Here is a 13930-nt window from a genome sequence, read left to right on the forward strand (position 1 = left end):
GCGGTCGGTTACTGGTACGGGTTGTCGTTGCCGCAGCCCGGGAGGCTGCTGGCGAAGAGCGCCTCGACGTCGTCGACCAGGACGACGGCGTCCGGGTCCGGGGCCGTGCGGGTCGGCGACAGCCCGACGAGGACCGGCGCGGCCGGGGCGGCGGGGCGCTCGGCGAGAGCGAGGGCAGGGGTCATGGAGTACCTCCGTGTTGGCAGTAGTTCTGCAGTGGTGCCTTCGCCTCCTGGAAGACCTTCGCCATCGGCCGGCAGACCCGGCAGGTGGCGGACAGCGTGCAGCCGCTGCATCCTCCGGTGCGAAGCATGAGGGAATCGGCGATGTCGCCGAGTCGGGCGAGGCCTTCCACGCCCTCGGTGAGCAGGTCGATGCTCGGGTCACGGCCGACCTTGCAGATCGAGGCGCGCCCGTGCGGGTCGACGTGGAAGAACGTGTGCCCTGCCGGGCAGCCCGTGAAGGGCGCCCGCTGGGTGAGGTGTTCGGGCGACTGGGTCGGCAGCGTCTCGCCCGTGCCGTAGATGGTCGGGCTGATGTTGGCGTACTCGCGGTACGGGACGCCGAGGTCGACCGCCCACTGCCGCATATCGCCCTGCTCGTGAGCGTTGCGGCTGGTGATGATCAGGCTCATGTCTACGTTCAGCCGGGCGCCGACCGCCCGGGACAGGCCCTCGGTGAAGCGTTCGTACGCGCCGCGCCTGCGGGTGAGGCCGTCGTAGGTCTCGGCGCTCGCGCCGTACACGCTCAGGGACAGCTTCGTCGGCGGGTACTTGGCCAGCAGGTTGAACATGCGGTCGGTGCGCAGGCGGGAGCCGTTGGACAGGATCTCGACCTGCATGCCGAGCTCGTGGGCGCGCTCGTACACGAACGGGAAGTGCGGGTCGATGAGGGGCTCACCGCCGGTGATCTGCAGCCAGATCACACCCGCGTCCCGCAGAGTGAGGAGCAGCCGCTCTTTGCCGGCCAGGTCGACGCCCTCGAACTTCTTCTCGCCGAGGTAGCAGTGTTCGCAGTCGAAGTCGCAGCCCAAATTGATCTCGTAGGTGGCGCGGCTGAATTCGTACGGGCCCGCCTCGCGGACCAGCACGGTGCCGGCCGCGGGCCGGTCCGTGAGGTCGATACCCCAGGAGCGGGCGACGGGATCGACGAGCCACGACGGGACCGCCTCGGCGGCCTGGACCGCGCTCTGCAGCTCGGTGAACTTGGCAGCGCCGAGCTTGACGGCCTTCGGGCTGCCAGGGCGCAGGAGCAGGTGGGCGTCCCCGACTGGGGCAGCGATCAGCGCGTGCATGGGGTGCTCTCCGGGTTCGTCGAGGGTCGGAGCGAGCTGGCCGGTCACGTGCTGGCCATCTCGCGGGGCCGCCACGCGGTGCAGACCTCGGCGCCGTGGCTGGCGAGCCATCGCTCGAAGTCGGGGGCCTCGGTGGCCTCGCCTGCGCAGAGGCCAAGCATCGTGGGGTATTTGGTCAGGAAGACCTCGGCGTGACCCGCGGCGATGGCGGCCCGGGCCAAGTGGAACTGGGGCCGCTCGGCCTCGTTCGCGGCGAGGCCTTTGCGGTCGGCGTACTCGCCGACGACTTCCCAGCCGCGTTGCTGGGCGTAGTCGCGGAGTTCGACCATGACGCGGTGGACTTCCCCGTACTGCGTAGTGCAGACGTAGATCAAGGCCCGACGCGGCTCCCTCGTGCGGCCGGTCATCGCGGCCGCTTCCCGAATGCCGCGAACGCAGCCGGATCGGGATGTCTACGCTGTGCCATGGCTACCTGCTTCCGCGTCAGGTGGTCCGCCCCGGGGCCCGTGTGAGGCGGCCGCCGGGGACTGATCGCTTTACCATCCGCGTGCAGCGCGTTCTTCGCTTCCCACTGGCGGGTACCCATCGTGGGGATACGCTTACTTCGGGTTACAAACGCCAAGCGCACGGGGCCATTTCATGAGCGATTACGTACCGCCGACCGTGCTGCCTCGGGAGCTCCTGGAACGGCCCGAGATGCAAGCCGCGCTCAGCCAGCACGACTTCGGTACGGTCTTCCTCCTGGCGCGCAGGGAGGCCGGCATCAGCTACTCGCGGATCGCCGCGGCCTGCGACATCAAACCGGAGAGGGTTGGGACCTTGGCGCGTGGCCGTGGTCGCATCACGACGTTCGAGAAGATCGCGCTCATCGCCGACGTGTTCCGTATCCCGGGGCGCGTGGTGGGCCTGGCCCCGCGCCCGTGGGAGGCCGACGAGGACATCAAGCGCCGGGAGTTCTTGGTGAAAGCCTCGGCCGTGGCCGGCGCCGGACTCGCTGCCGGGCTCCCGGAGCCGGTCCACATCGCAGCCGGGCGCCGCGTCGGCGCGGACGCTCCCGAGCAGCTACGCCGGCGGACCGCACGCCTGCGGGGCTTGGACGAGATCCTCGGCGGCGGGGACACGTACCGGGTCTACCTCGACGAGTACCAGCGGACGCGCGCAACGGTCCGGCACGCCGTGTGCACCGAGGCCGTCCGGCGTGAGCTGCTCTCCGTCCTCGCCGAGCAGGCACAGCAGGCCGGATGGGCGGCATTCGACGGCGGCCGCCACGCCGAGGCGCGCGGCCTGTACGAGGCCAGCCACAGGGCGGCGGGGGAAGCCGGTGACGCGGGCCTGGCCGGTAATGCGCTGGCCTTCCTGGCGTATCAGGCTCTCGGCAACGACCGCCAGGCGGCCATCGAGATCGCCGCCCGGTCGTGCGCGACCGCCGGACCGGACGCTGCGCCGGGTGTGCGTGCTCTCCTCTTCGAGCGGCTCGCCTGGGCCTACGCGGTCGCGGGCAACGCGTCCCTCGCGGAGAGTTCGCTGGAGACCGCGCGCGCCGCCCTCGACGAGGTCACCGGTCCGCAGCCGGACTGGTCGGCGTGGGTCGACAGCACCGAGCTCGCCATCATGACCGGCCGGTGCTGGGCCGAGCTCCGCAGGCCGCTGCGCGCCGTGCCCGTCCTGGAGAAGGCGCTCGAGGCGTACGACGACCGGCACGCCCGGGACAAGGCGCTGTACCTGTCGTGGCTCGCGGACTCCTACCTCGCCGCCGGCGAGGTCGAGCAGGCGGCCGCGGTGACCGGCCGCGCCCTTGACCTGTCCGCCGGGGTGGCGTCGGTCCGGCCGCGGCAGCGCCTCGCGCCTGTCCTGCAGCAGCTCGGCGGCCACAGGACGCTGCCGGTGGTCGCCGAGGTGCTGGAGAAGGCGCTCGCCTGACCTACTCGCCGGGGCGCGGCGTGGTGCTGTCGTCGATCCAGCGCAGGTAGCCATCCGAGCCGGCGACGATCGCGGTCGCCGAGACCTGGGGGTTGCCCCAGGGGTGGTTCTTCAACAGGTGGGCCTCGAGGGCCGGGTACCGCTCCGCCGAGGTCGTCATGAGGAGCTTCCACTCCGCGCCGGTGCCGAACTGGCCGTCGTGCCAGAACGCGGAGATCACGGGGCCGATGATCTGGGCGCCGGCCGCCAGGCGCTCTCCGACTGCCGACCGCGCCAACTCCACCGCCTGGTCGCGGGTCTCCGTCGCCGTGCTCACTTCGAGGTAGTCAGCCATGGTCGGGAGCGTATCCGCCGTGCCGCGCCCCTCGGGGCGCCGAGTGGGCCAGAGTTCTGCAGGCCGGGGGAAATTCCGCCCACGGCGGGAACCTTTCCGCCAAGATCTAACGCATGGTGACATACCGTTCCGCTCGGCTCGAGCGCCTGCTCGGCGCGCCCGTGGCCGAGGCACAGCACTCTCACGTCCTCGGCCTCATAGCCGGCGCCGTCCCGGAAGACTTCGATCTGGACTACAAGCGCGAGCTCTACGGCAATGGCGGCAGCGACAGGCGCTCCCTGTGCTCCGATGTGGCAGCCATGGCGAACACGGCCGGCGGCTTGATCATCCTCGGCATGGACGAGGACGCGCACGGCGTGGCGGCCACGGCGCCGGAGGTCGACCTCAGTGACGACGAGAAGCGGCGCATGCTGCAGATCATCGCCTCGGGTGTCTCCCCGCTTCCTCAGTTCGACGTGATCCCGATCCCCGGGGGCAATCCAGACCGCGGCTTCTACCTCATCTCTGTCCTGCGGAGCCCCGAGGCTCCTCACGCGGTGATCGTCAACAACGAGACCCTCCGCTTCCCGCGGCGCAACGGCTCGACCACGGTCTATCTGACCCAGGCCGAGGTGCGCGCGGCGTACCTCGCCCAGTTCACCGCAGACGGCGACCGGGCCGGGCGGATCGTCGGTCTCGACAGTGCGTTGACTGTGGATCTCGACGTGAGTGAGCAGACCTACCTCGTCGTCAGCCTTCTGCCCGATCTCGGAGGCTCGATGAACATCGACACCGCGGCCCTGCAGACGTTCCAGCAGCAGGTCGCCGGTCGGTCGCCCTTCATCGTCGGTTACAACGGAAGCCGGTGGACGCGCGGGCAGGTCGGGCCGGGTTGTCTCACAGCCAATGGCTCCTCGAATCCGGGCGACAAGGCGAAGTGGCTGGCCTGCCATCTACACAAGTCGGGTGCGGGAGTCTTCGCCTCCGCTTTCGACCGAGGCATGCCCAACCCTATGAGTTCGGCCTACGCAGACGGCCCCCTCACCAACGTGGGAGACGAGCTCCTTGCTGAAAGCCTCCTCGCAGGCCTCCGCTTCCTGGCGGCCCATGCCCGCGATCGGTCTGGCGCCTCGGGGAACGCACTGCTCCGGGCAAGCATCTTCCCGGTCGCTGACGAGGTGCCTGCGCGCCTCATCCAGTACCGCGCATACAGCGGTGGGGACGAGTACGGTACGCGGCGCGTCACAGTGCCGCCATCGGCTACCACCGTCGCTGACATCGACGATCTTGCAGCAGAGGGGCCCGAACTCGTCGCGGCCGCATACAGACTCGGCTCTGAGCTGTTCCAAGCATTCGGGATCGCGGAAATTCCCCAGATGACCGCGGCTGGCGAGTTCCGGCAGCGGTACTGGCTGTCGCAAGCTCGACCGACGGTGGAAGCGTGGGCCAAAAAGAACGGCGTCTCGATGATCGACGAGAAGATCTAGTCGACCGGCGCCTGCTGCCGGATACCCGTTCGGGTGGTCGGCGCGCTTCCGGTCTTGGGGGTCGCGCCACCCCCCGACTACAGTCGAATGCGTGTACGAGTTGCCGCCGGATTTGGAGCGCTTGCAGGTGCTCCGTACGTACCTGCGCCTGCAGCTAGCCGCGGTGGACGCCGAAATCGCCAAGGTCCAGCGCGGCCCTGCGCGGCACCCGGCGCCCAGGCCTGCGGGACGCCCCGCGCGGCGGCCCGCAGACCGGTCTGGGACGCTCGCGGAGCGCACCGACCGCACCGCGGCGGTGAACCCATCCGGGACGCCCAACACCAGGGGCCTCCGCTGGCGCCTGCAAAGCGTCCCAGACCCGAGCGGCGACGGATACGGCCGCGGCGTACTGCACCGCGGCGACTGCGACGTGCCGGGCGGCGGGTGGCTGGGCCGGCGGGAGCTCGAGATCGCTCTCGACATGGAGAACGTCACGCCCTGCCGCCGCTGCCGCCCGGACCAAGACGCTCTATAGATGGCGGCCTCGCCACGGGGGCGGCGGGATCGATTCCTGACGGTACCGACAGGCTCAGTCCGGGGACCTAGCGACCGTCCTACGGATTTGCGTCGACAAGCACGCCTCCCTTGCTCTTTCTGCAAGACGCGCCCACCCCACTTACGGGACCACTTTGGCCTTGCCGACCCGTGCAGGGGTGCGGTGGAAATCGCGCGGAGCGCCGACACCCATCTGCGCCAATACCGCCAAATCGCCTGTACTGGACCAGAGCCTCATAGAACAGCGCAGACGCTTCTTTGTCCTGGCGAGGCCCCCCCCAGCGCCACGGTTTCGCATCAGGGGATTAGTAACTACCCGATTGCTTGTAGTAGACCGGATTCCACGGATAGTTATTGGTGGCCGAAAGGATCATGTAGACGGCGTACCCTACGATCGTGACCCACGGGTCTCCATAGGTCACCCAGGAGGTACTCTCCTGGTGCCACACGTTAGTAGACATACCCGGCGCGAAGTCCGCAGCTACGTCCGCGTACGAGATTTGCACGTGCCCACTGTTGTCCCTTACGACGACCTGACCCTGTCCGTTAGGGTTGAACGCCATAGCTGGCGGACTCACGAATTCGGGAGAGTGGTTGCCACCAACCAACGTTGCCTGACTCCAAGTAGAGCTGCCGTACGCCTGCCAGGCGCTATACACCTGACCATTCCGGCCGGTCCAGGCAACATAGATGCAGCCATTTCTAGCCCATGGGGTACTGAGCGAGGTGTAGGCGATGGCTGGGCCAAGGTTGGAGGTGGCATTGGAGACACGTTGCGGGGTGTTGAAATTCCCCGGGAACGCCATGGAGGCGGTGCGCTGGTGGTACTGCGCGTAGATGTTGTTGTCCAGGCCCCTCCAGGACAGCATCCACTCCTCACCGCTATTAGTGTTGAGGTTGGTCACCGCAGGAGGCGAGTACTCGCTCGAAGTGACATTTCCTGGGACCTGCTGCCAATTTCCTAGGCTGAGGTTCCCGGTGGAGCCGACGGTGAAGCCCGCATAGTAGATGTGCTGATCCCTGCCGGTATGAAATACCCGCCACCCGTACGCAGTCCAGATTATTCGCGGAGTGGCGTACGACGAGGAGTTAGGCCAGACGGCCAACGCGCCACCATTGTACGTCACCTGCACTTGGTCGTTGCCATTAATGGACACCAAAGCATGGTTACCACTCGGGTCGCGGGCTTCGGAAACGCCGACGTTCGATGTCACCTGCCGACCGTCGCCGTACTCAGCCGACCATGAGCTGCTCTCACCGGGCTCCGCTGCAAAGGCCGGAGCGCCCACCAAGGCGGTAACGGAAAACGCAGTCGTGACTGCAACGACACCCAGAAGAGATTTGGCTCTCCATTTTTTCAGCACGAAAACACACCTCTCGCTTTACCATGATTCGCTGGACCCTGAGCGCCACGGATGCCTCGGCACGCAGGAGTGCTTGCTCGCCGCATATCGCCGCTTCGCAAGTCAAGCCCCCCGGATGGATTCCGCACCGATCCCTGCCCCGCCTCGCACGGGGCACAGCCACCAATAGAGATATGCAGGCGGATCAGGACAACCAGCCACCAAGAGCTTGACACGTCAAGCATACCGCATGTGGATGGCGGCGGTAATCTAGATCGTTTACAGGGCGCTCATAGCGCTGGAGCGCCTCGCCGTGGCCCAGCACCACCCGTGACACTTCAGCCTCGACAGCACTCGGCAGCATCGCCGCCACAGCCGTTAATCGGACTCAGGGGCGATAGACCAGCTCGAGGACGGCAGCGATCCGGACATCGGCGCCGGGCCGCAGGATCGGCAGGACGCCGTCCACGGTGAAGCCGAAGTACGCCTGGGCGTCGACGAGGGCGACCTCGTAGTCCAGGGCGCTGGAGATGGCGGTACGGCGGAGCGCCGCCAGGTCGGTGTGCAGGCCAGCGTCCGCGCACAGGCCGTGGACGCGCTGGACGAGGCGGATCTCCCCGCAGCCCGGGAACAGGGGCTGCCCCGGCTGGACGCCGGCGGCGTGCGCCTGGGCGTGGACGGCGCGGGCAGCGGTGGGGGCGATGGCGATGGTCCGCTCGTACCGGCGGAAGCTGGGGGCGATCAGCGTGACGCCGTCGACCGGCAGCTCGGGCGCGGCCAGATCGAGGACCTCGCGGCCGCGGAGGCCGGCGCGGAGCAGCAGCTCGACGAGGGCGGTCTCCTCCGGGTCCTGGGCGGCGGCGAGCACGGCGTACGCCTGCTGCGGTGCCAGGACATCGCTCGTCTCGAGCATCGGCGCTCCCTGATCACTGGTTCGGGTGCTGACGGTAGCGGGGGGGTGCTGACATCGCCCGTGAAAATACGGAAAATCCCCCCACCGCCCGTGGGCGGTGGGGGGCGGTGCGGGAGGGCTCGCATTTACTCGGGCGGCCGGTCGCGCTCCTTGCGCTGAGCGTCGGTGACCATGCGTGTGAAGCCGCTGATGAGCACGGCCATGACGAGGAGGATCGTGCTGCGGACGGCGCGGAGGGTGTCGGCGAGGAGCCCCTCAGGCCAGATGGTGATGAGGATCGTGTAGAGGCCGAGGACGCCGAGGACGGCGACGAGGGTCATGATGTGGCGGCCTGTCGCGGTCGAGCGCCAGGGCGCCCGCAGGTGGTAGATCACGACGAAGCGGGCTGCGGCCAGGGCCACCAGGCCCGAGCCGACGAGGTTGATCGTGCGTGCTGGGTCGTTCACCGCCCCTCCTCGAGGGCTGCGCGGATCCTCGCCGCGAAGTGGTTGGTCTCGCGTTGGCGGCGTAGCTCGGCGCCGAGCTGCGCCGCCTCGCGGCCGAGCTGCCCGACCTCCTTGCAGGCCTCCTTGGCGCGCTCGAGCGCCCGAGTTGCCTCCTGCAGCTCGGGGGACGGCTCGCGCGCCTCTTCTGCCGGGTCAGGTCGCCGCCGGCGACGTGTCCACCGCAGCATCGGCCGTCACCTCCTCACGGGAGGTCGGCGGCGCGGGGAGAGCGGTCAGGACCCGTACCGCGGTACGGGAGAGCTCGAGGAGCTCGGCGTTCTGCGCCTGCTGCTCCATGCGGGCCCGTTCCGAGGCGAGGGCGACGTCGCGCCAGGTGTCGCGCTCCTTGCGAGCGTCGGCCAACTGCGCGTCGCGGTCGGCGCGGATGTCGTCGACGGTCCGGCGTGGGACCAGGCGGCCGACGATGACGAAGACGACGACCAGGGCCAGGATGCCGGCGGGGCCCACGCTGCCCAGTTTCAGTCCGAAGAGTTCGCTCATGAGCAGTGCCGCCCTCGGTTCGGCCGCGGGGACGTGGCTCTCTCGATCGCTGGCGCAATGGTCGGCTTCCAGACGGTCTGGTAGGCGGAGCCCGCGGCGATGGCTGCGATGAGGATGTTCCCTCCGATGGTGTGGGCGGTGAACTGGCCGTTGAAGTAGGCCGTTCCGGCGCCGAGGGCCACCGAGGACAGCAGCATGACGAGGGTTTTTGCGGTGCTGGACCAGCGGGGCTGCTGCACGACGGCGATGAGCGGCGGCGCTGCGAAGCCGAGGAACGCGGACCACAGTTGCGCGTCGTCCGGTGCCATGGCGGGCCTACTTCTTGCGGAGGCCGTTGGCGACCTCGTACGCGTACTGCCAGGTCTTGGGGCCGGTCTTGCCGTCGGCTGGGCCGAGGGCGGCGAGGTAGTGCTGCTGCAGGGCTTGGACCTTGAGCAGGTCCAGGGCGGTCATGGTGCGGGACGGGCCGACGCGGTACGGCGGGCCCCACTGGCCGCGCTGTAGCCACGTCTGCAGGAGGAGGGCGTGGTCGGAGGTGGCGCCGAGGAGGAAGTAGCCGCGGCCGGGGAAGGCCGGCATGACGTTCGCGACGGCCGGCGCCCAGCGGTACGCCGTGGCGGGCTTCCCGCCGCGCGGGTCGTTGGGGTCGGCGGTGGGCGGGCAGATGCCGTCGGGGAAGACGGGGGCGAGGTAGCCGGTGACGCGGGAGGAGCGGCGCTCTGTGCGGTGGGAGAAGACGCCGTTGCCCTGCCCGGAGTCGGAGGCGCCGGCTGCGATGGAGTTGCCGCCCTTGGTGTAGACGTACGTGGCGTCGAAGCCGGTGACGGTCTCGGTGTGGGCGCCGTTGTCGATGTTCACCCAGGCGCCGACTGAGGGGTACTGCGACCAGCAGCCGTGGACGCGGGCCCAGCTGGTGAACGCGGAGACTGAGGCGGTCTTCGGGACGATGGCGTCCAGGCCGACGTCGGCGTACATGTCCCAGCCGAACATGACGCACCAGGCGACGCCGTCCCAGCCGTACTGCTCGCCGAAAGGCGTCTCATTGTTCCAACCGACGACGGGTTCCCAGGTCTCGTAGATGCGCTCCGGGACCGCCATGACGTGGTCCACGAGGCGTCGCCATTGGGGTGTAGCGGTGCTCATGAGGGTCCTCTCAGCCGGAGATCCATTGGAGGCCGAGGCACGAGTCGACGTCGGTGGCGACGTTGGTGTTGAGGGCGCCCCCAGAGGTCTGGAGGCCCTGGACCTCGACGTAGTCGCCGACGCCCAGCACGAGCTGGGATACGGCGGTGATGCCGCTGGAGTGCGTATTCGACGCCGACTGCAGCTTGTTGAAGGAGCCGCGGATTGGAGAGCCGTTGACCAGGAAGCGCACGGCGCGGTTTCCGACGGTGCCGGCGACAAAGCCGACCGTGCCGATCGCCAGGTAGGTACCTGCGACCTGGCAGACGTACCGGCTCGGGTTGGTGGTGGTGCTGTGGCCGCCGTCGGAGTCGAAGTCCTCAGCGTCGAGCGTGATGGCAGCCCAGGTGTTGTCGGAGAGCGACTGGGCCGAGGCCTGGTAGCCGCGAAACCGCGGCACGCCGTTGCTTCCACTGCCCATCAAGTAGTCGCCCATGGCCTTGACGGAGGCGTTCCACAGGGCTGATGTGACGTAGAGGCCCGGGGTCTCCTGTGCGATCACAGGCACGGTGCGTGGCATAGGGGGTCACCTCCTAGTAAGCGAAAGCCGCGTTGTCGAAGACCGTGGTGTCCCAGGTGGTGGGGTCGGTGACGCCAGCGGGTAGGGGCTCGCACACCACGTCGCCCGAGGTGTGGGCCTTGGTGGTGGCGGCGGTGAGGGTGAGGGTTCCGGTGGTCCAGCCGCTGGAAGTCGCGCCGACCGCGGAGACGGTCACGGTCTCAGCGTTGGCGGTGCCCTGGCCGAGGACGAGTTGTTGCCCGGGCGCGATCTGCTGCGAGAGCAGGTTCGTGTTGTCCTGGGGGCGGTTGAGCGTGATGGACGAGACGCCGGAGCCGATGCTGCTGGCGAGGGTCGTGTGCCAGGCTGCGAACACGGCGTAGGGGGTGATGTCGGCCGGTGAGCACTGCAGCGTGACCCAGGCCTCGTTGTCCTCCGTCAGTTCCCAGTCGATCTTCTCGATGTAGCAGTCGATGGCCACGGGCGGGATGCCCGGCGGCCGCCGCATGACGCGGGCCCGGGTACCGAGCTCCAGGCCGAGGACGGCGGGCCACAGGGACGGCATGGCCGACGGGTGCAGACGCAGGCCGGCGATACGCATGCTGGGGTTGCGGTAGCGGGACAGGAGGTAGCCGGCGGCGTCCTGGCACTCCAGCGGGTCGGAGGAGTTGATAGTGCGGGTCAGCGGCCTGGGAAAGTAGTTGGTGATGCTGGTCTGGTCCTGGGCGTAGAAGGCCTGGCCGGTGGCCTCCTGGGTGACGGTGACCTGGTTCGCCAGGTGGGTGGAGTCGTAGTCGGGCTGGATGTCCTCGTAGGGCCATTCCCCGAGGTCTGTGCGCTCGCCGAACGTGATCGCCGGTGTCGTGGCGTTGTAGCGGGCGGCCCTGCTGCGGAAGACGATGCTGCCGTCCCGCGCAACGAAGTGTTCGCCGGACTCGGTGTCGACGACGTTCTGCAGGGCGGAGACGCCGTCCTGACCTGACAGGCTCGTCGCGGGCCCCATGGACGTGGTGAGGCCGGTCTGAATCGACGAGGGGCCGGTGTACCCCGCGTAGCGCAGGATGCGGGCGTACCGGGCATCGGAGGACTCGCCGGCGCAGGCCGCCTTCCAAGCCTGGTACATGTTCGGGATCTGAATGATGTTGAAGAAGGTCCCGAATTCGGCGGCGAAGCTGATGTCGCCCTTGAAGTTGAAGGTAGTGCCGTTGCCCACGGTGACGTCGACGAATCCGCCGAGGTTGTCGCCGATGATTCCGGTGGGGCAGACGTCTGGGGACAGGCTGCCGATGTACGCGGTGGTGGAGCCGTCCTGGCTGAGTACGACTTGGTTCGTGGCCTGGTTGTATCCGAAGATCAACAAGTGCCAGTTGCCGTCGGCGCAGTTGGTGGCCCCGCCGAAATTCGACCCGACGCCCACGCCGGTCGGGCCTTGCACGCTGAGCGTCGGCTTCCCGGCGGTATCCAGGTAGACGTAAATGTGGGAGCCGGACGGGTTCCCGGCGGTGCGCTGGCGGTCCATGGACGACCACAGGTATGCCGCGCTCGCCGGTGTCGGACCCGTGTACCGGAACGCGATCATGCGGGTCCAGCGCGTGGGGTCGACCGGTCCGGTGATCCCCGCCGAGGTCAGGCGCAGATAGGTCGCCCCGCCAGTGGTCAGGCCTGTTCCGGGGTTGCTGTTGTTGAGGGTGGCGACGGTGTCCGTGGCGCCGGTGTAGATACCGCCGACCGGGTCGGTCGCGGTGATCGCTGTCCCGAACACCAGGCTGCCGGCGCCGTATTTGCTGATGGCCAGCGGCACGCCGGGGAAATTGCCGGTCGTGTCGGACGCCGTCGTGCTGCCTGCGGGGTCGTTGAGGGCGTACAGGAACCTGGGCTGGTTGAGGTTGACCTCGGCGGTGAGCGGGTCGGTGAGCTGCGACTGTGACAGCAGCGCGAGGGCGTCGACGACCGTGGGCGTGACCAGGCCGTAGGTGCCGCTGCCTTCCCATGAGGGCGGGTACCGCTCGGCGAAGCCGGCGTACAGCGGATACCAGACGCCCGGGCAGGTCCAGGGTGTCGCAACGGAGCCGCGCTCGAGCTGCCAGCCGTCGACCTGGATGTTGCAGGTCGCGGCCGCGGCCGCCGTGATGCGGAAGCCGCACAGGAGGTAGGCGCCGTCGGCGCCCAGGGTGGTGGTGACGGTGATGGTGGACCAGGAGGCGGTCGCCGAGCCGGACAGGGTGACGGTGCTGCCCGCTGTGACGGTGCCGACCTGCCCGGCGGTAGCGCTCGAGATGTAGGCCTGCACCGATACCGACGTAGACGGGGTGATGTTCCGGACCCGCATCGACATCGTGTAGGTACCGAGGCGCTCCCCGGCGGGCTGGGGCGTGTAACAGACTGTCTGGCCGGAGGCGGTCCCGGAGGGAACGGCGAACTGGAAGACACGGCCGCCAGACCATGCCGAGCTGCTCGCGACGATGCTGCCGCCCGAGGGGTCCGATACGGAGAACGTCGAGATACCCGCGTTGCCCTGCGGGATGGTGCCGAGCGAGTAGCCGCCGACGTCACCCCCGGACGCCTGTACCTGCGTCAGCAGATTGCGGGTGCGCGGCCACTGGGCGCGCATCCGGTAGGGCTGGTACGGCATGAGGTGCCCGTAGTACAGGCCGGCACTGTTGTTGGGATCCCAGATGCCCTCCGGGTTGGCCAGGGAGCCGGAGTGCTCGCCTGACTGGACTTGGTCCAGCTCGTATTGCCGGCCGCGGGTGATGGTCTGGGCTCCGCGGGTCAGCAGGCTGACGTCCGAGTACCGGTCCAAAGGGAAGTCGCCGCCGTTGCAGTTCCAGCGGGCGCCGAAGCCGTGCTCGACCTGCGGCCAGTTCGGGTTGTACGGGCCGCCGAGGGTGGTGTTGACGTTCTGGATCGTGGCGACGTTCCCGGGGGCCTCGGTGGCCGACGCGCTGGTCTGGAAGGCGACCTGCAGCGCAGTGGCCGCCCACGAGTACGTCGTCGAGCCGAGCGTGGTCCAGGTCCAGGAGTCGGCGGAGGCCTCGGCGAAGAAGCTGCCGCCGGACTCCCGGAGCCGCCACCAGCGGTGCGCGTGCGGATCGTACGAGCCGAGCGCGGTGGCGACGGTGGTGCCCGCGGTCTGCCGGGCGAGCTCAAAGTTCCCCGCCCGCAGCCGCATGGAGATGCTGTTGTTGGCGTCGAGGATGAGCCGGAGCGCCGTGCTCGTGGCGCCGTTGCCGGTCGGCGAGACCCCGATCTGGGCGTGGATCTCGGATGAGGTCGCGTCCCACACCGAGGTCGTGCCGAAGCTGTTGGTGCTGCCCGACGCGGTGGGCTGGGCCAGCGAGACGAGGTCGTTGACGGTGTCGAGGGTGGCCGCGCCACCGGTGATGCTGTTCCAGACCCCCGTGTTGATCGCCGGGGCAGTGAACGGGTCCTGGAAGAGCTCCAGCTTGGGGGCCATGG

The 13930-nt window shown here is 68.8% G+C and carries 16 protein-coding genes; 3 read left to right on the forward strand and 13 right to left on the reverse strand.

The window, feature by feature from the left end:
- Positions 1 to 8: 8 nt before the first annotated feature.
- The 3 genes from ACIP98_RS20800 to ACIP98_RS20810 are packed head-to-tail and all read right to left on the reverse strand — an operon-like array spanning position 9 to position 1668.
- Positions 9 to 185 (reverse strand): hypothetical protein, encoded by a 177-nt coding sequence (locus ACIP98_RS20800; RefSeq protein WP_401977236.1) that lies wholly within the window; start codon positions 183 to 185, stop codon positions 9 to 11.
- Positions 182 to 1342, reverse strand: a complete 1161-nt coding sequence (locus ACIP98_RS20805; RefSeq protein WP_401977238.1) for a radical SAM protein — start codon at positions 1340 to 1342, stop codon at positions 182 to 184. Before ACIP98_RS20805 ends, ACIP98_RS20800 begins: the two co-directional genes overlap by 4 nt.
- Positions 1339 to 1668: a recombinase family protein gene (locus ACIP98_RS20810; RefSeq protein ID WP_401977239.1), complete on the reverse strand. Its 330-nt coding sequence runs from the start codon at positions 1666 to 1668 to the stop codon at positions 1339 to 1341. The genes ACIP98_RS20805 and ACIP98_RS20810 overlap by 4 nt, the downstream gene beginning before the upstream one ends.
- A gap of 265 nt (positions 1669 to 1933) precedes the next feature.
- On the opposite strand from ACIP98_RS20810, the gene ACIP98_RS20815 reads away from it, so the two are divergent.
- Complete coding sequence (locus ACIP98_RS20815) at positions 1934 to 3214, forward strand: XRE family transcriptional regulator (RefSeq protein WP_401977240.1); 1281 nt, start codon at positions 1934 to 1936, stop codon at positions 3212 to 3214.
- 1 nt (position 3215) lies between these two features.
- Here ACIP98_RS20815 and cutA read toward each other — a convergent pair whose 3' ends face one another.
- Positions 3216 to 3548: a divalent-cation tolerance protein CutA gene (gene cutA / locus ACIP98_RS20820; RefSeq protein ID WP_401977241.1), complete on the reverse strand. Its 333-nt coding sequence runs from the start codon at positions 3546 to 3548 to the stop codon at positions 3216 to 3218.
- A gap of 113 nt (positions 3549 to 3661) precedes the next feature.
- Here cutA and ACIP98_RS20825 point away from each other — a divergent pair, with 113 nt between their 5' ends.
- Both ACIP98_RS20825 and ACIP98_RS20830 read left to right on the forward strand, forming a co-directional pair.
- Positions 3662 to 5014: a helix-turn-helix domain-containing protein gene (locus tag ACIP98_RS20825; protein WP_401977243.1), complete on the forward strand. Its 1353-nt coding sequence runs from the start codon at positions 3662 to 3664 to the stop codon at positions 5012 to 5014.
- A gap of 295 nt (positions 5015 to 5309) precedes the next feature.
- On the forward strand, positions 5310 to 5528 hold the full coding sequence (locus tag ACIP98_RS20830) for a DUF6233 domain-containing protein (protein ID WP_401977413.1): 219 nt from the start codon (positions 5310 to 5312) through the stop codon (positions 5526 to 5528).
- A 325-nt stretch (positions 5529 to 5853) separates the two neighbouring features.
- Here ACIP98_RS20830 and ACIP98_RS20835 read toward each other — a convergent pair whose 3' ends face one another.
- The 9 genes from ACIP98_RS20835 to ACIP98_RS20875 all read right to left on the reverse strand — a co-directional run bounded on the left by ACIP98_RS20835 (position 5854) and on the right by ACIP98_RS20875 (position 13928).
- The gene (locus tag ACIP98_RS20835) at positions 5854 to 6912 is read right to left on the reverse strand and encodes a hypothetical protein (RefSeq protein WP_401977245.1); all 1059 of its coding nucleotides are present in this window, start codon (positions 6910 to 6912) and stop codon (positions 5854 to 5856) included.
- A 367-nt stretch (positions 6913 to 7279) separates the two neighbouring features.
- Entirely contained in the window at positions 7280 to 7804 is a 525-nt protein-coding gene (locus ACIP98_RS20840; protein ID WP_401977247.1) for a hypothetical protein, read from the reverse strand.
- A gap of 125 nt (positions 7805 to 7929) precedes the next feature.
- Entirely contained in the window at positions 7930 to 8250 is a 321-nt protein-coding gene (locus ACIP98_RS20845; RefSeq protein WP_401977248.1) for a hypothetical protein, read from the reverse strand.
- The gene (locus ACIP98_RS20850) at positions 8247 to 8477 is read right to left on the reverse strand and encodes a hypothetical protein (RefSeq protein WP_401977250.1); all 231 of its coding nucleotides are present in this window, start codon (positions 8475 to 8477) and stop codon (positions 8247 to 8249) included. Before ACIP98_RS20850 ends, ACIP98_RS20845 begins: the two co-directional genes overlap by 4 nt.
- Positions 8443 to 8790 (reverse strand): hypothetical protein, encoded by a 348-nt coding sequence (locus ACIP98_RS20855; protein ID WP_401977252.1) that lies wholly within the window; start codon positions 8788 to 8790, stop codon positions 8443 to 8445. The genes ACIP98_RS20850 and ACIP98_RS20855 overlap by 35 nt, the downstream gene beginning before the upstream one ends.
- On the reverse strand, positions 8787 to 9098 hold the full coding sequence (locus tag ACIP98_RS20860; RefSeq protein ID WP_401977254.1) for a hypothetical protein: 312 nt from the start codon (positions 9096 to 9098) through the stop codon (positions 8787 to 8789). The genes ACIP98_RS20855 and ACIP98_RS20860 overlap by 4 nt, the downstream gene beginning before the upstream one ends.
- 7 nt (positions 9099 to 9105) lie before the next feature.
- Positions 9106 to 9933, reverse strand: coding sequence for a hypothetical protein (locus ACIP98_RS20865; protein WP_401977256.1), 828 nt, complete (start codon positions 9931 to 9933; stop codon positions 9106 to 9108).
- Between the two features lie 10 nt (positions 9934 to 9943).
- Positions 9944 to 10480: a hypothetical protein gene (locus tag ACIP98_RS20870; protein WP_401977257.1), complete on the reverse strand. Its 537-nt coding sequence runs from the start codon at positions 10478 to 10480 to the stop codon at positions 9944 to 9946.
- A 25-nt stretch (positions 10481 to 10505) separates the two neighbouring features.
- Positions 10506 to 13928, reverse strand: coding sequence for a hypothetical protein (locus tag ACIP98_RS20875; protein WP_401977259.1), 3423 nt, complete (start codon positions 13926 to 13928; stop codon positions 10506 to 10508).
- Between the last annotated feature and the right edge of the window lie 2 nt (positions 13929 to 13930).

It is taken from the genome of Streptomyces sp. NPDC088354, assembly GCF_044753585.1.
In the GTDB taxonomy this organism is placed as follows: Bacteria; Actinomycetota; Actinomycetes; order Streptomycetales; family Streptomycetaceae; genus Actinacidiphila.